Consider the following 15,019-nt stretch of genomic DNA (forward strand, 5'->3'; position numbering starts at 1 on the left):
AGCGGGTGACGATCAGGACGTCACCACTCGCCGAACACGGTGACGCCGTTGTCGCTGATCGCCTCGCAGAGCCGGTCGGCGGAGACCCCCTTGACCTCCGCCAGGCAGCGCAGGGTCAGCGGGATGAGGTAGGGGGCGTTGGGCTTGCCCCGGTGCGGCACGGGTGGCAGGTACGGGGCGTCGGTCTCGACCAGCATGAGCTCGACGGGCGCGACCTGGGCGGCCTCGCGCAGGTACCCGGCGTTCTTGTACGTGACAGGCCCGGAAAATGACATGAAATATCCGGCTTCAACGCACTTTTTCGCCATTTCGGCGTCACCGGAGAAGCTGTGGAAGACCACCACGTCGGGAGCGCCCTCGGCGGCGAGCACCTTCAGGACGTCGTCGTGCGCGTCGCGGTCGTGGATGACCAGCGCCTTGCCGGTGCGCTTGGCGATCTCGATGTGCGCCCGGAAGGAGGCGTGCTGGTCGTCCTTGGCGGCCCAGTCGCGGAAGTAGTCGAGCCCGGTCTCGCCCACCGCCCTGACACCCGCCTGCCCGGCCAGCGCCTCGATCTCGGCCAGCACCTCGGGCGTGGCGGCGTGCGCCTCGTTCGGGTGGATCGCCACCCCGGCGTAGACGCCCTCCTGCCCGGCCGCCGTCTCGGCGTTCCACCGGGACGACGGCAGGTCGTAGCCGATCGTGACGAGCCGGGTCACGCCCACCGCGCGCGCGTCGTCGAGGATGCCGCGAACGGTGGCGGACGCCGCCTGCGCGGCCTGCGCCACCGGGTCTCCCGAGGACGCCTGGCGGTTGCCCACCATGATGTCGAGATGGCAGTGGCTGTCGAACACCGGCGCGGAGAGCGGCTCGGGCGCGGCGGGAACCTTGCTCATGGATGTCACTCGCCCAGCCGGGCCAGCTCCTCGTCGACGACCTTCGGGTCGAGCTTCTTGAACAGCGGCACGGGCGGCGCGAGCGGGGTGCCCGGCGTGATCGCCCGGTGCTCCCAGCGGGCCCCGCCGTCGTACTCGCCGGTGATCACCGGATACGACCCGCCGCCGTCCTCGTCGACCTCGCGGATCTCCGGCATGCCCGACCAGACGCCCTCGCCGCCGAGCATGGCGTGCACCTTGTTGGACGAGCTGGGCAGGAACGGCGTGAGCATGGTCTTCGCGTCGTCGACCACCTGCAGCGCGACGTGCAGGATCGACTTCTGCCGCTCGGCGTCGTCCTTGAGCTTCCACGGCTCCTGCTCGGCGAGGTACTTGTTGGCCTCGCGGACCACGTCGAACGCCTCGGTGATGGCGTTCTTGAACCGGGAACGGCCCAGCTCGGCCCCCACGGACGCGAACGCGTTGCGCGAGCGTTCGAGGAGCCGGCGGTCGGCGTCGGTCAGATCGCCCGGCTCGGGCACCGCGCCGAAGTTCTTGGCCGCCATCGAGATCGACCGGTTGACCAGGTTGCCCCAGGCCGCGACGAGTTCGCCGTTGTTGCGGTTGACGAACTCCTGCCAGGTGAAGTCGGTGTCCTGGTTCTCGGGGCCGGCGACCGCGATGTAGTAGCGCAGCGCGTCGGCGTCGTAGCGCGCCAGGAAGTCGCGGACGTAGATGACGACCTGCCTGGAGGAGGAGAACTTCCTGCCCTCCATGGTCAGGAACTCGCTGGAGACCACCTCGGACGGCACGTTCAGCGCGCCGAGCTCGCCGGACCGGCCGTCTCGCGCGCCCTGCCCGTTGTAGCCGAACAGCATCGCCGGCCAGATCTCGGCGTGGAAGACGATGTTGTCCTTGCCCATGAAGTAGTAGCTCTTGGCGTCGGGGTTCTGCCACCACTGGCGCCACGCGTCGGGGTCGCCGGACCGCTTCGCCCACTCGATGGACGCGCTGAGGTAGCCGATCACCGCGTCGAACCACACGTACAGCCGCTTGTTCGGCTGGTCGCGCCACCCGTCGAGCGGGATCGGCACGCCCCAGTCGAGGTCGCGGCTGATCGCCCGCGGCTGGAGGTCGCCGAGCAGGTTGAGCGCGAACTTCAGCACGTTGGGCCGCCACTCGCCCTGCTTGGACTGCAGGTAGGAGCCGAGCACCTCGGCGAAGGCGGGCAGGTCGAGCATGAAGTGCTCGGTCTCGACGAACACCGGGGTCTCGCCGTTGATGCGGCTGCGCGGGTTGATCAGCTGGATCGGGTCGAGCTGGTTGCCGCAGTTGTCGCACTGGTCGCCGCGCGCCCCGTCGTAGCCGCAGATGGGGCAGGTGCCCTCGATGTAGCGGTCGGGCAGGGTGCGGCCGGTGGACGGCGAGATCGCCCCCATCGTGGTCTTCGGGAAGATGTAGCCGTTGTCGTACAGGCCCTTGAAGATCTGCTGGGTGACGGCGTAGTGGTTGTTCGTGGTCGTCCGGGTGAACAGGTCGTACGACAGCCCCAGCCCTGTCAGGTCTTCGGCGATCACCCGGTTGTAGCGGTCGGCCAGCTCGCGGGCGGTGACGCCCTCCTTGTCGGCCTGCACCTGGATGGGCGTGCCGTGCTCGTCGGTGCCTGACACCATCAGCACCTTGTTGCCCGCCATCCGCTGGTAGCGGCTGAAGACGTCGGACGGCACGCCGAACCCGGAGACGTGCCCGATGTGGCGTGGGCCGTTGGCGTACGGCCACGCGACGGCGGTCAAGATGTGCTGGGACATAGCCCCAAGCCTACGGCTCTGCGCCCCCCGCCTCGAACCGGTTGGCCACTTCCGGCACGGCGCGGGGGTGGTTCAGCGGGTGTCGGCGGGGGCGGTGGACTCCTCGCGCGAGACCGCCTCCGCGGCCTCCTCCGCGGCCTTGGCAGCCACGTCGACCGAGGTCTCCTTGGTGCGGCGGATGCCGAGGATGCTGATGAACAGCGCCGCGAAGATCGTCTGGAAGCTCATGATGAGCGCTGTCGCCGAGGGGACGACGATGCGGAGCGCCTCGCGCGGGTCGAGCTCGCCGAAGCTGCGGCCCTGCCAGTGAGCCAGCGACATGACCAGGCCGACCAGACCGGCGACGGCCAGCAGGCCGCCGACCACGAGGCCCTTCTCCAGACTCACGATGTCGATGAGTTTCCGGACCCGTTGCGACTCGGGTAGAAAGCCCTCCTCCGCCGCGTACACCTTGGTGAACAACGCGAACAGCGCCGCCTGGAAGCCGATCACCACCGCCGCCGACGCGCCGACCAGGGTGTCGACGTCGAAGGCCAGCTCGCCGATCACGACCGGGCCGAACGTCAGCGCGGTGCCGACGACCAGGCCGAGGATCATCAGGAAGATGCCGGGGTAGAAGAACAGCCACTTCGGGCTGTAGAGCAGCAGGAAGCGCAGGTGGCGCCAGCCGTCGCGCCAGGAGCGCAGGTGCGGCGGGCGGGAGCGGCCGTCGGGCGACAGCGTGGTGGGCACCTCGCGGACGTCCAGACCCGACAGGGTGGAGCGGACGACCATCTCGCTGGCGAACTCCATGCCGCCGGTCTGCAGGCCGAGCCGCAGGATCGAGTCGCGGCGGAAACCGCGCAGGCCGCAGTGGAAGTCGCCGATGGCCGACGGGAAGAACAGCCGGCCGATGAACGACAGCACCGGGTTGCCGAGGTAGCGGTGCAGCGGCGGCATGGCGCCTGGCGCGATGCCGCCCTTGAAGCGGTTGCCCATCACCAGGTCGGCGCCGTCGCGCAACTGTTCGACGAAGGGCAGCAGCCCGGTGAAGTCATAGGAGTCGTCGGCGTCGCCCATGATGACGTACTTGCCGCGGGCGGCCCTGATGCCGCCCATGAGCGCGTTGCCGTAGCCCTTCTCGTCAACGTGGACCACCCGGGCTCCCGCATCGCGGGCGAGCTGTTGCGAGCCGTCCGTGCTGCCGTTGTCGGCGATGAGGACCTCGCCGTCGATACCGTGCTCCTCCATGCACGCCACTGCCTTGCGCACACAGACTTCCACGGTCTCCGCCTCGTTGAGGCAGGGCATGACCACCGTCAGTTCCACGTCTCAACCCTTCAGTTAAGGCTCTTCGAGCACACCATCATGCCCTGTGCCCAGAGCTGGTCGGGTCAAGACCAAAAAACGACTGGCATTCTTTACAGCATGGTGAGCGTCGCGGAGATTACCCCTGTGGACCACTCCGCCCCTGGCAGGACGGCTCGTGCGCTGGCATTCCTGCGCCGTCATCGGGTGTTCGCCGCAGCATTCGCCGTGGGCGGGGTGCTGCGGCTCGTGACGATGCTCGGATACGGGCCGGCGATGTGGTTCAACGACTCCTACGAGTACGTCTCGGTGGCGTTGCACCCCAGGCCGCACCCGATCCGGCCCGACGGCTACGGGTTCTGGTTGCTGCTGCTGAAGCCGTTCCACAGTTTCACGCTGGTGGTCTTCACCCAGCATCTGATGGGCATGGCCACGGCGGCGCTGATGTACGCGCTGCTGCGTAGGAAGTTCGCGCTGCCGAAGTGGGGCGCCACGCTGGCCGCCGCGCCGGTGCTGTTCGACGCCTACCAGATCCAGCTCGAACAGATGGTCATGTCCGACACCATGTTCATTCTGCTGGTGATGGGCGTGATCACGCTGGTGCTGTGGAACCGGCGGATGTCGTGGAAGATCGGCGCGGTGGTCGGGCTGTTGCTCGCGCTCACCTGGCTTACGCGCTCGATCGGGCTGCCGATCCTGGCGCTGGTGGCGACCTATCTGCTGATCAAGAGGACCGGCTGGAAGCCGATCGTGGCCGTGCTCACGGCCTGCGCGATCCCGGTGGTGGCTTATATGGGGTGGTTTGCCACAAACTTCGGGAAATTCGCCATGACCAACAGCGACGGACTCATCCTCTACATGCGCACAGCGATCTTCGCTGACTGCAACAAGATGCACATCGACACCTATAAGGAGCTCCAGCTCGCGCTGCTGTGCATCAACGACCCCGTCGACGAGCGCAAGGACTACGCCCAGTGGTACCTGTGGGGCCAGGGCAGCGGCGACGGCAAGGGCACCGGCGAGGTCCTGCACCGCTGGGGGGCCAACAAGAAGTTCACCGAGTTCACCAACGAGGCCGCGAGCGCGTTCGCCAGCCGGGCGATCACCTCGCAACCCGGCGACTACCTGGCCGTGGTCGCCCGCGACTTCTTCCGCGCCTTCCACTGGAACCGGCCGATCTTCCCCGACCCGTCCACGTACAACATGTACGAGTTCAAGCCGTACTACGACCTCGACGAGAACGGCCAGCCCAAGCGGCTGCCGAAGTGGCCGTCGATCGGGGGACGCACCGACACCGACGCGTTCGCCTACGAGCAGGGCCCCCCGGAGACGCGGATCGCGCACCCCTGGGCCGACATCATGAGCGCCTACCAGAAGGTCTTCTACCTGCGCGGCATCATGCTGGGCGGGATCCTGCTGATCGGCCTGTACGGGGTCGTGGTGCGCTGGCGGAAGGTCGGCGGCCCGGTGGTGCTGCCCTGGCTGGGCGCGTTCGGCCTGATCCTGGCGCCCGCGGCGACGGCCGAGTTCGACTACCGCTACCTGCTGCCCGCCGTCCCCCTGGCCTGCATGGCGGCGGCGATCACGCTGCGGCACGGTCTCATTTGGGGGCGAGGGTCACCCAGGAGCTCGTCAGCATCCGAGCCCACCACTGTCCCTGCGTGATCGTCTCGGCGGCCAGCACCGGGTACAGCCACCAGAAGTTGATCAGCACGATGAGCGCGAACGCGCCCACGGCCGCGGCGCCCGCCGCCCGGCGAGCCGGGGGCGCGTTCTGCTTGCCCAGCGCCAGCCCGGCCACCAGCACCAGGGCGAGCACCATGAACGGCACCAGCGGGATCATGTAGAAGAGGTACATCGTGCGCTTGTCGGCGACGGCGTAGTAGAACCAGGGCAGCCAGCCCGCGGCGTACGCCAGCAGCACCGCGCCCGCCCGCCAGTCGCGGGAGCGGACGTACCAGGCGATCAGCCCGAGCAGGGCCAGCAGGGCGCCGTACCAGAGGGCGGGCGTGCCGACGCCGAGCACGGCCTGTGAGCACTTGTCGGCCCCGCACGCCGACGGCGGCAGGTCCGACGGGTAGTAGAACGAGACCGGCCTGTACAGCACCGGCCACGTCCAGGGGTCCGACATGTACGGGTGGTAGAGGCGCAGGCCGGTGTGGTAGCCGAGCACCTGCCACTGGTACTGCAGCCAGGACCGCGCCGAGTCCACCACGAAGAACAGCGGCCCTGAGGACGTCGCCTGCTCCCAGTTGCGTCCCCAGCCTCCGGCGGTGACGAACCAGCCCGTCCACGTCAGCACGTACGTCACGGCCGGCACGGCGACCAGCGCGCCGAGCGCACCGGACAGGTCGCGCGCGAACATCCCCCGGTACGGCTGCCGCAGCCCGACCGCGCGCCTGGCGCCCGCGTCCCACATCAGCGACAGCACCGCGAACGCGATCAGGAAGAACACGCCGGACCACTTGACCGCGCAGGCCGCGCCCAGGCAGGCGCCCGCGCCCAGCCGCCACCACCGCGCGCCGAGCCGCGGCCCGAGGTCCGACAGCGGCGAGCTGTCGCGCCAGTCGGCCAGCCGCCGCCTGGCCTGGTCGCGGTCCACGACCAGGCACGCGAACCCGGCCAGCACCCAGAACATCAGGAAGATGTCGAGCAGCGCGGTACGGGACAGCACCAGGTGCAGGCCGTCGAGCGCCAGCAGCAGCCCCGCCAGGCAGCCGAGCAGGGTCGAGCGGGTCATCCTGCGCGCCAGCCGGGCCAGGATCAGGATCGACAGCGTGCCCACCACGGCCGCCGCGAACCGCCAGCCGAACGGGTTCATCCCGAACAGCTGCTCCCCGACCCCGATCATCCACTTGCCCAGCGGCGGATGGGCCACGTAGGACCCGCAGTCGGCGAACTGCGGGCACTGTTTGAAGATGTCCAGGTTGTCGGCGAGCAGGCGCTTGTCGGCGATGGGGTTCTTCTCGGTGCCGAGGGTGATCCGCTCGACGCCGAACCTGATCAGCGAGTACGCGTCCTTGATGTAGTACGTCTCGTCGAAGACGATCGCCCTGGGGTCCTGTAACCGGACGAAGCGGAGGATGCCCCCGAAGATCGTGACCAGGATGGGGCCGAGCCACCCCCACAGGGCGGTTCCCTGCATCGGCGGGACCAACCTTTGCGATGAAACCCCCCAGTTCTTCACGATGCGCACCCTATGGGGTGTCGGATCTCCTGTGAACCGCGTCGTACAGCTCGCGCTTCGGCAGCCCGGCGCGTTTGGCGACGTCCGCGATGGCCGCCTTGCGCTGCTCGCCCTCGGCCACCCGGCGCTCGACCTCGGCGACGAGATCGTCGACGTCGAGCTCGCCCGCCGCGGCGACGTGACCGGCCACCACGACGGTGATCTCGCCCTTGACGCCCGGCGCCGCCCACTCGGCCAGCTCGGCCAGGCCGCCCCGCCGAACCTCCTCATAGGTTTTGGTCAGCTCGCGGCAGACGGCCGCGCGGCGGTCGGGGCCGAACGCCTCGGCCATCGCCTCCAGCGAGTCGTGCAGCCGGTGCGGCGACTCGAAGAACACCATCGTGCGCTCCTCCTCCGCCAGGGACGCCAGGCGGCGGGCGCGTTCGCCCTGCTTGCGCGGCGGGAAGCCCTCGAAGCAGAACCGGTCGCTGGCCAGGCCCGAGACGGCCAGCGCGGTGGTGACGGCGCTCGGCCCCGGCAGCGCCGTGACCTTGACGCCTTCCTCCACAGCCAGGCTCGTCAACCGGTAGCCGGGGTCGGAGACGCCCGGCATGCCGGCGTCGGTGATGACCACCACCGTCCGGCCCTCCTTGAGCGTCTCGAGCAGTTCCCGCGCCCGTCCGGCCTCGTTGGCGTCGTAGTACGAGACCACGCGCCCGGTGATCTCCACCCCGAGTTCGGTGGCCAGCCTGCGCAGCCTCCTGGTGTCCTCGGCGGCCACCACGTCGGCGCTCCCGAGCACCTCACGCAGCCGCGGCGACACGTCCCCCGCCTGTCCTATCGGGGCTCCTGCCAGCACCAACCTGCCGTTTCCCGTCACTGAACCATTGTGGCAGGGCATCCGAATTGGCGGTGTTTCCTGGGTAAGCACCTGCTTGGGGCCCGTACGATGTCCGAATGGCGGTGACCGATTTCCCGTACAAGGCCTTCGGCGATCCCGAGGCCAACGAGAGCAGTCCCCGAACATCATCGGTGCGTGACCGGCTGGTCCCGCCGATGGGCGGCAGCGTGCTGTGGGGGTGGATCGGTCCGCTGCTGGTCACCGTCTTCGGAGGCATCCTCCGCTTCGTGAACCTGGGCCATCCCAAGGCCGTCGTCTTCGACGAGACCTACTACGCCAAGGACGCGTACTCGCTGATCACCTGGCTGGTCGAGCGCGTCGCCATCAAGGACGCCGACAAGGCGCTGATCGCCGGTAGCACCGACATCTGGGAGAAGTGCACGGCGCAGACGCTCGACAAGTGCGCCTCCTACGTGGTCCATCCGCCGCTGGGCAAGTGGATGATCGGGGTCGGGGAGCAGCTGTTCGGGATGAACCCGTTCGGCTGGCGGTTCGCGGCGGCCGTGGTGGGCACGCTGTCGATCCTGATCCTGGCCCGGCTGGCGCGCAGGATGACCCGCTCGACCCTGCTCGGCTGCTTCGCAGGACTGCTGCTGGCGCTCGACGGCCTGCACTTCGTGCTGTCCCGTACCGCGCTGCTCGACATCTTCCTGATGTTCTGGGTGCTCGCGGCGTTCGCCTGCCTGGTCGTCGACCGCGACCAGGCCAGGCGGCGGCTGGCCGACTGGTACGAGAACTCCCCGGTGTCGGCGCATGGGCCGTCGCTGGGCGTGCGGTGGTGGCGGATCGCGGCCGGCGCCTGCCTCGGGGCGTCGATGGCGGTCAAGTGGTCGGGGCTGGCGTTCGCCGTCGCCTTCGCGATCATGTCGCTGCTGTGGGACTTCGGCGCGCGCAGGGCGGCGGGCGTCCGCCATCCGTACCTGGGCGCGCTCTCCAAGGACGTGCCCAACGGCGCGATCGCGTTCGCCGCTGTGCCGTTCGTCACGTACATGGCCACCTGGACGGGCTGGTTCGCCACCGCCACCGGCTACGGCCGCCACTGGGACCAGGCCACCTCGTCGGGGCCGTTCTACTTCGTCATCGACTCGGCGCGGTCGTGGGTGCAGTACCAGTGGCAGGTCTTCAGCTTCCACAGCGGGCTGGCGACCTCGCATCCCTACATGTCGGATCCGTGGCAGTGGCCGCTGCTGCTGCGTCCCGTCGCCTTCTACTACGAGGGCAAGCAGGGCGGCTGCGGCGCGGCCAAGGACTGCTCCGAGGCCGTGCTAGGCGTGGGCACGCCGGTGATCTGGTTCGGCGCGCTGGCCGCGCTGGTGGCGCTGATCGCCTGGTACGTCTCCTCCCGCGACTGGCGGGCGGGCGCGGTGCTGCTGGCGTACGCGATGGGCTGGCTGCCGTGGTTCTACTTCGCCATCGCGCAGAACCGGACGATGTTCCTGTTCTACGCGGTGCCGATGGTCCCGTTCATGGTGCTGGCCATCACGCTCTGCGCCGGGCTGATCATCGGCCCGGCGACGCAGACGGCGACGGGCACGCTGCCCATGCGCCGAACTCTGGGGGCCGCCACCGTCGGAGCCTTCGCCCTGCTAGCATTGATCAACTTCTGGTGGCTGCACCCGATCCTGTCGGCGGAGCTGATTCCTTACACAGAGTGGAAGGCGAGAATGCTCTTCGACAAACGGTGGATCTAACCGGTCATGTCCGCTCAATAGAGCTTTCGTAGGGTAGTCGCTGTGCAAGACCCAATACGCACCGGATTCGGTCATCGTCAGGCTCGGGGTCGATACGGCAAACTTCGAGGCATGAGTGCACCGGACGTCACCGCGCTCCTGGCCGAGTTGGAGCGATCCGAGCCGGATCTGGCCGACGACGCCAGAACGGCCGTCGAGTGGTTGGCGGGCGGGGAGCCGCTGGAGACGGTCACCCAGCTCGACGTCTGCGAGTTTCTCTGGTACACGCTGCCGCTCAAGGTGGGCGGCGACCACGAGCGGCTGGCCCGCGCCCTCGGCCGGCTGCTCCAGCTGGGCGGGCTCGAACGCTACGCCGCGCTGTGCGCGTCCCCGACCACCACGCAGATCCTGCGCACCTACCAGCGCGACGGCGAGGACGCCGGCACCGCCGCCTACCAGGAGGCGCTGGAGGCCACGGGCGTCCTCCCGCCCGACGTGGCCGACCTGCAGTGGAGCATGATCATGGGGCCTGAGGAGCTGGGCGCCCACGTGGCCTGCTCGGCGGCGCTGGAGCTGGCGATCGTCGCCGGCGACCCGATCGACCGCAGGGCGCTGACCACGCGCTGGCTCACCGAACCCCGCACCGAGCTGGGCGGCGACAACTGGCTGCATCGCGTGCACGGCGAGCGGCTGAACCGCTGGGTCCTCGGACGCGGCCCGGCCAGGCGGGAGCTGGCCCAGCCGTTCGAGGTCCGACTGCACGCGCCGGTCACGCCGCAGCCGCTGCCCGCCCTCCAGGGCCTGCTGTCACTGGCCGCGTCCGAGGAGAGCCTGCCGCTGCGGCTGGCCCCGTCTCCCGCCGCGCTCAGGCTGCGCGAGCTGGCCGAGCACGAGCTGGGCGCGCTCACCCGGCGCGGCGCCAGGCTGACGATCACCGAGCGGGGCCGGGCGCTGCTCGACTCGCCCGAGGCCATGTGGGAGACGGTCACCAGGCTGCTGCTCGCCAAGGGAGAGCACGAGTTCGAGGCGTCGGCGCGCGAGGCCGCGCTCATGCTGCTCGCCGACGGCGTCCTGATGTCGCCCACCGAGCTGCGGGAGAAGGTCGCCGAGGTGGTCGGCGGCGAGGGCTGGCACCCGACGACCGGGCTCGACGACGTGGCCGCGCCCGTGAGCGACCTGGTGGGGCAGCTCACCGCGCTCGACCTGGCCTTCGGCGACGAGCTGGCGGTACGCCTCACGCGGCCGGGCCAGTTCGCGGCCATGGCCGCGCTGCGCGCCCACGCGCTGCGTCCCCGGCAGTACGTCAACGCCGGCTGAGGCCCCGCGGCGCCTCACCGGCGGCAGCCGTCGAATCCAGGCGCCCGCGAGGCGTCCGGCCGTACGGGCGTTTCAGCCGTTGGGAACTCGACCTATCGCCTGCTTGAACTCCGGGCAGTCCACGATCGGGTCGTGCGTGCAGACGGCGGCGTGCCGCAGGCTGTCACGCAGCCGGGTGAGCTGGTCGACGCGCTGGCTCACCTCGCGCTCCTTGGCCGCCATCCGCTCGCGCAACTCCGTATCGGACGGCCTGGCCCCCAGGAAGGTGGCGATCTCGGCCAGCGCGAACCCGGCGTCGCGGGCGCAGGCGATCAGCATCAGCCGTTCCAGCGTCTCCGGGGTGTACGCGCGACGCAGGCCGTTGCGCCCGTCGGCCGTGATGAGGCCCTTGCGCTCGTAGAACCGCAGCGCCGACGGCGCCAGGCCGGAGCGTTGCGCCACCTCTGCGATGTCGAGCAGCATCCGCACTCCCTTGACTTGAATCGCGCTTCAAGTTGCAGTCTAGACCGCATGCGAATTCACCACCTCAACCTGGGCTCGATGCGCGAGATCGAGTCCACGTACGACCTCGCTCCGGCCAACGCCGTCTGCCACGCCCTGCTCGTCGAGACCGCCGACTCGCTGGTGCTCGTCGAGACCGGCCTGGGCACCGACGACGTGGCACGCCCCGGCGAGCTGCTCGACCCCGACTGGGTGGCGCTGGTCGAACCGTCGCTCACGCCCGCCGAGACCGCCGTGCGGCAGATCGCGGCGCTCGGTCACGACCCCGCCGACGTCCGTCACATCGCCCTGACGCACCTGGACGTCGACCACAGCGGCGGCCTGCCCGACTTCCCCCAGGCCCAGGTCCACCTCATGGCGGCCGAGCTGGACGCCGCCCTGACCGAGGGCCCCAGCCTCCGCTACCGCACCGGCCACTGGGCGCACGGGCCTCGCTGGGTCACCTACGCGGACGGCGGATCGCCGTGGTTCGGCTTCGACGGCGCGCACGAACTGACAGGGTTGCAGGACATCCTGCTGGTGCCGCTCGGCGGGCACTCGCGCGGCCACGCGGGCGTGGCGGTGCGGGACGGCGACCGCTGGCTGCTGCACGCCGGTGACGCCTACTTCTACCACCGCGAGCTGTCACGCACGGCCCCGGAGTCGCACCCGCTCTTCGACTTCGTCCAGCTCAGGTCCCAGGTGGACGCGGAGCTGCGCCTCGCCAACCAGGCGCGGCTGCGCGAGCTGCCCGACGAGGTGACGGTCGTCTCCGCCCACGATCCGTGGGAGCTGGCTCAGCGGCTCCCCTCGCGCACCTGAGCCGTTCCGCTAGGCGTGTCCGGATCGGACCATCAGGTGCTGCTCGATCAGGTCGGCGATCATTCCCGCGCCGCGGCTGTTCTGGTGCACGGTGTCGGTGGTCAGGCGCAGGCCGCGTCGTTCGGCGATCTCGTCAAGGCTGCGCCGGAGCACGAAGTGCTGCGTCGAGGCCGTCGAGGACAGCATCATCCCGGGCCGGTAGCGCGTGCCCGGCCGGTGACCCGAAGTGCGCAGGTCCTCGACCTGGCGTTCGTGGAGCGGCAGGTAGTCGGCGTTGTGCGCCGCCGCGACCTCCTGGGCGATGGCGCTGTACTCGCCGGCCCTGCGCAGCGGGACCGACTCCAGGTCCTCACCGATGACCGGCAGCGACAGCACGGCGACCCGCGCGTACGTGCGCCGTTCGAGGCCCTGGAGGATCGCCGCCAGGTTGTCGGCGTACCACTGGGCGGACGGCCTGACCGGCAGCCGCCTGATCAGCGTCAGGAGCCGCCTGTTGGCCTCGCCCAGGGTGGCGTTCGCGTCGTTGGTGCCCACGAGGACGATCACGTGGTGGGGGTCCTCGGCGACGATCCGGTCCAGGCGCCTGGAGACGTTGTAGGCGAGGTCGTAGTTCACGCCGTGGTTGACGAAGGCGTACGGCCGGTCCCGGAAGCGTCCGCGCAGTAACTCGACGTAGTCCACGCTGACCTGGCCTCGGGTGATGCTGTCACCCACGCAGACGATGCGCTCTGTCACTTCACTTCTCCAGTCAGTGGGTGCTCACTCACCTCAAGGGTGAGTGAGCACTCACCCACCTGTCAACCGGACGGCGCCGCCCAGTCCCAGAGCGGGACCTCGCGCAGGGGGTGCAGCTGGTCGTCCGTCTCGGCGTGGGAGTTCTGCATGGCCACCTGCGTCCCGAACTCCACGTGGGAGCGGAGCGCCTCCCGGAACGGCTCGTCGTCGGGCAACCCCGCCCGGTCGGCCGCCGCCATGTACAGCTCGACGAATCGCCGGCGCTGCGGTTCGGTGATCTTCAGCCCTCGATGTGCTCTGATCAACAGCGGAAAGCCGCCCATGTCCGCGGAGAAGGTGGCCGGGCCGCCGAAGGTCTCGGCGGTGAAGGCCGTCAGGTTGTCGATATGCCGAGGACGTCCGGCGCCGAACAGCGGCTGCAGCACCGGATCCGCCAGGAGGCTACGGTAGAAAATCTCGATGAACCGGCGGAGACCTTCCTCTCCGCCGGCATGCTCGAAAAGGGTTTCCATGATTACATCATTACACGCACTTCTGCGGCGGGCCAGGAATTCTCCGGCAAGGCGGCCACCTGCATGAAATCGTCGGCAAACACCGGATCGCACAGAATGAGCCCATCCGGACAAATCCCGCAATAGCGCGATCCGCGTTTCACCCCTCCCCGACGTCGCGCGCGTTCGACGGGCTCAGTTCATTCGCCCGCTTCTCCGCTGTTCTGCCTCGGCCGCGTTCCCCTGTTCATCGAGAACGTCCGCCCGCCAATCCTCCATGGCCACGTCTTTTTCCACCTGCTCTTCAGCGGCTTTTTTCGCGTCGTCAGAGGCTCCGCCGGTCCAGCCTTTCCCCCAGCCCATCTGCGCCACATTCCCGTCCTTCTCCCACCCCCGGCCCGCGGGGCCGGCGCCGCCGAACGGGATCCGGTGGCCCCCGGCGCCGGCGAGCATCGGCCCCCCGCCACCTCTCGGGCCGCGCATCTTCTCGGCGATGCGCTGCAGCGCCTCGATGACCCGGCGTCTGACGATGGGAGCCAGCACTCTGGTCGCGCCTTCACTTGCCTCACGCCGGATCTTCATCGACATCTGCCGGGCGGCGAGCATCTCGGCATTGGCCCTAACGGCGGCCAACGGCCCCCCGAGCAGCAACGCCCTGCCGATCTTCCAGCTGGCGTACGCCGCCTGGGAGATCAACGCCACCTGAACGGCCTTCACCACCCCGGCGGTGAGATCGATGGCCATCGGAGCGTGCCTGGCGGCGGCGGTGGCCTGGCTCATCTGCCCGCCGCTGTTTCCGGTCCGGCTCCAGTGATCGGCCAGGGCGGTCGCGGCGTCGCCCTGGTAGACCTGCTGGGTCCGCCGCATCGTCGCCTCGGCTTCGCCCCCGGACGCATCGGCGCCGGCGAGCACGGTTCGTATCGCGTCGGCGTCCTTGTGCATCTCGTCCGTGCGGATGTCCGGATATCCATACATGATCTCGAGGGCCGCGCGCGCTCCCTCCGGCAGCATCACTTCCATGCTTCGCCCCCCAGCCCCTCGATCTCCGCCAAGCCGGCGGTCTCGGCGTGGCCGATGTTCCTGTCTCCGGCGCTCATGCCGTCACCGGTCTGGACGAGCCCCGAGCCGAGGCTGCCCAGAACCCCCTCCATGACCGGGAAGCACTCGTCGATCGCGGCGCGCAGGTCGGCGATCAGCTCGGTGTCGCCCCATGTGGCGCCGAGCCCGTGCTCCGTCAGCCGCTGTACCGCCGCCTCGTACTCCTCGCCGTGAGTGCGCATCCGCCTCGGCGCCTCTTGCCCCACCCACGTCCGGTCGATCTCGAATCCGCTACTCATACGGCCGACCCTAGCCAGCCCCTTGCCCGGGCACGCGCGCCGGTCTCGGCCGTTCCGCTCCGTCCATGGCGTCAGCCCGCACTCTCAACCCCGAGCAGCTCCACGGGCGCGCGTTGGATTTTCTAGGTCAGATGACCTAGTCTCGTCGGCT

General features: G+C 69.5%; 14 protein-coding genes. 4 read left to right on the plus strand and 10 right to left on the minus strand.

Annotated elements, in window-relative coordinates; all coding sequences use genetic code 11:
- Positions 1 to 20 precede the first annotated feature (20 nt).
- The 3 genes from ABT294_RS20615 to ABT294_RS20625 all read right to left on the minus strand — a co-directional run bounded on the left by ABT294_RS20615 (position 21) and on the right by ABT294_RS20625 (position 3,970).
- Complete coding sequence (locus tag ABT294_RS20615; RefSeq protein ID WP_350807641.1) at positions 21 to 875, minus strand: TatD family hydrolase; 855 nt, start codon at positions 873 to 875, stop codon at positions 21 to 23.
- A gap of 5 nt (positions 876 to 880) precedes the next feature.
- A complete protein-coding gene (gene metG, locus ABT294_RS20620) occupies positions 881 to 2,662 on the minus strand; it encodes a methionine--tRNA ligase (protein WP_350807642.1) in 1,782 nt (593 codons plus the stop codon).
- 72 nt (positions 2,663 to 2,734) lie between these two features.
- Entirely contained in the window at positions 2,735 to 3,970 is a 1,236-nt protein-coding gene (locus ABT294_RS20625; RefSeq protein ID WP_350807643.1) for a glycosyltransferase family 2 protein, read from the minus strand.
- Positions 3,971 to 4,069: 99 nt separating this feature from the next.
- On the opposite strand from ABT294_RS20625, the gene ABT294_RS20630 reads away from it, so the two are divergent.
- Entirely contained in the window at positions 4,070 to 5,614 is a 1,545-nt protein-coding gene (locus ABT294_RS20630) for a hypothetical protein (protein ID WP_350807645.1), read from the plus strand.
- On the opposite strand, the gene ABT294_RS20635 is transcribed toward ABT294_RS20630, so the two are convergent.
- Together ABT294_RS20635 and rsmI are read right to left on the minus strand one after the other, a co-directional pair.
- A complete protein-coding gene (locus ABT294_RS20635) occupies positions 5,550 to 7,094 on the minus strand; it encodes a dolichyl-phosphate-mannose--protein mannosyltransferase (protein WP_350807647.1) in 1,545 nt (514 codons plus the stop codon). The two genes, ABT294_RS20630 and ABT294_RS20635, sit on opposite strands and share 65 nt — an antisense overlap.
- A 52-nt stretch (positions 7,095 to 7,146) precedes the next feature.
- Positions 7,147 to 8,016: a 16S rRNA (cytidine(1402)-2'-O)-methyltransferase gene (rsmI, locus tag ABT294_RS20640; RefSeq protein WP_502912086.1), complete on the minus strand. Its 870-nt coding sequence runs from the start codon at positions 8,014 to 8,016 to the stop codon at positions 7,147 to 7,149.
- Positions 8,017 to 8,072: 56 nt separating this feature from the next.
- Here rsmI and ABT294_RS20645 point away from each other — a divergent pair, with 56 nt between their 5' ends.
- The gene (locus tag ABT294_RS20645; RefSeq protein ID WP_350807649.1) at positions 8,073 to 9,707 is read left to right on the plus strand and encodes a dolichyl-phosphate-mannose--protein mannosyltransferase; all 1,635 of its coding nucleotides are present in this window, start codon (positions 8,073 to 8,075) and stop codon (positions 9,705 to 9,707) included.
- Positions 9,708 to 9,818: 111 nt separating this feature from the next.
- Positions 9,819 to 11,003, plus strand: a complete 1,185-nt coding sequence (locus ABT294_RS20650) for a hypothetical protein (RefSeq protein ID WP_350807651.1) — start codon at positions 9,819 to 9,821, stop codon at positions 11,001 to 11,003.
- Positions 11,004 to 11,075: 72 nt separating this feature from the next.
- On the opposite strand, the gene ABT294_RS20655 is transcribed toward ABT294_RS20650, so the two are convergent.
- Positions 11,076 to 11,465: a MerR family transcriptional regulator gene (locus ABT294_RS20655; protein WP_350807653.1), complete on the minus strand. Its 390-nt coding sequence runs from the start codon at positions 11,463 to 11,465 to the stop codon at positions 11,076 to 11,078.
- Positions 11,466 to 11,513: 48 nt separating this feature from the next.
- On the opposite strand from ABT294_RS20655, the gene ABT294_RS20660 reads away from it, so the two are divergent.
- The gene (locus tag ABT294_RS20660; protein ID WP_350807655.1) at positions 11,514 to 12,305 is read left to right on the plus strand and encodes an MBL fold metallo-hydrolase; all 792 of its coding nucleotides are present in this window, start codon (positions 11,514 to 11,516) and stop codon (positions 12,303 to 12,305) included.
- Between the two features lie 9 nt (positions 12,306 to 12,314).
- On the opposite strand, the gene ABT294_RS20665 is transcribed toward ABT294_RS20660, so the two are convergent.
- From ABT294_RS20665 to ABT294_RS20680, 4 genes are all read right to left on the minus strand, one after another.
- Positions 12,315 to 13,040, minus strand: a complete 726-nt coding sequence (locus ABT294_RS20665) for an SGNH/GDSL hydrolase family protein (protein WP_350807656.1) — start codon at positions 13,038 to 13,040, stop codon at positions 12,315 to 12,317.
- A gap of 62 nt (positions 13,041 to 13,102) precedes the next feature.
- Entirely contained in the window at positions 13,103 to 13,552 is a 450-nt protein-coding gene (locus ABT294_RS20670; protein WP_350807658.1) for a group II truncated hemoglobin, read from the minus strand.
- A gap of 174 nt (positions 13,553 to 13,726) precedes the next feature.
- Entirely contained in the window at positions 13,727 to 14,551 is an 825-nt protein-coding gene (locus ABT294_RS20675; RefSeq protein ID WP_350807659.1) for a hypothetical protein, read from the minus strand.
- Positions 14,542 to 14,868, minus strand: a complete 327-nt coding sequence (locus ABT294_RS20680; protein WP_350807660.1) for a hypothetical protein — start codon at positions 14,866 to 14,868, stop codon at positions 14,542 to 14,544. The genes ABT294_RS20675 and ABT294_RS20680 overlap by 10 nt, the downstream gene beginning before the upstream one ends.
- Positions 14,869 to 15,019: the final 151 nt, after the last annotated feature.

Origin of the sequence: Nonomuraea sp. NPDC000554 (genome assembly GCF_040300065.1) — a bacterium.
Classification (GTDB): domain Bacteria; phylum Actinomycetota; class Actinomycetes; order Streptosporangiales; family Streptosporangiaceae; genus Nonomuraea.

Excerpts from the sequence above, each read along its gene's own strand:
- ABT294_RS20615 (WP_350807641.1), bottom strand. The coding sequence starts at position 875 with ATGAGCAAGGTTCCCGCCGCGCCCGAGCCGCTCTCCGCGCCGGTGTTC.
- metG (WP_350807642.1), bottom strand. The coding sequence starts at position 2,662 with ATGTCCCAGCACATCTTGACCGCCGTCGCGTGGCCGTACGCCAACGGC.
- ABT294_RS20630 (WP_350807645.1), top strand. The coding sequence starts at position 4,070 with ATGGTGAGCGTCGCGGAGATTACCCCTGTGGACCACTCCGCCCCTGGC.
- ABT294_RS20635 (WP_350807647.1), bottom strand. The coding sequence starts at position 7,094 with ATGCAGGGAACCGCCCTGTGGGGGTGGCTCGGCCCCATCCTGGTCACG.
- rsmI (WP_502912086.1), bottom strand. The coding sequence starts at position 8,016 with ATGCCCTGCCACAATGGTTCAGTGACGGGAAACGGCAGGTTGGTGCTG.
- ABT294_RS20645 (WP_350807649.1), top strand. The coding sequence starts at position 8,073 with ATGGCGGTGACCGATTTCCCGTACAAGGCCTTCGGCGATCCCGAGGCC.
- ABT294_RS20650 (WP_350807651.1), top strand. The coding sequence starts at position 9,819 with ATGAGTGCACCGGACGTCACCGCGCTCCTGGCCGAGTTGGAGCGATCC.
- ABT294_RS20655 (WP_350807653.1), bottom strand. The coding sequence starts at position 11,465 with ATGCTGCTCGACATCGCAGAGGTGGCGCAACGCTCCGGCCTGGCGCCG.
- ABT294_RS20660 (WP_350807655.1), top strand. The coding sequence starts at position 11,514 with ATGCGAATTCACCACCTCAACCTGGGCTCGATGCGCGAGATCGAGTCC.
- ABT294_RS20670 (WP_350807658.1), bottom strand. The coding sequence starts at position 13,552 with ATGGAAACCCTTTTCGAGCATGCCGGCGGAGAGGAAGGTCTCCGCCGG.
- ABT294_RS20675 (WP_350807659.1), bottom strand. The coding sequence starts at position 14,551 with ATGGAAGTGATGCTGCCGGAGGGAGCGCGCGCGGCCCTCGAGATCATG.
- ABT294_RS20680 (WP_350807660.1), bottom strand. The coding sequence starts at position 14,868 with ATGAGTAGCGGATTCGAGATCGACCGGACGTGGGTGGGGCAAGAGGCG.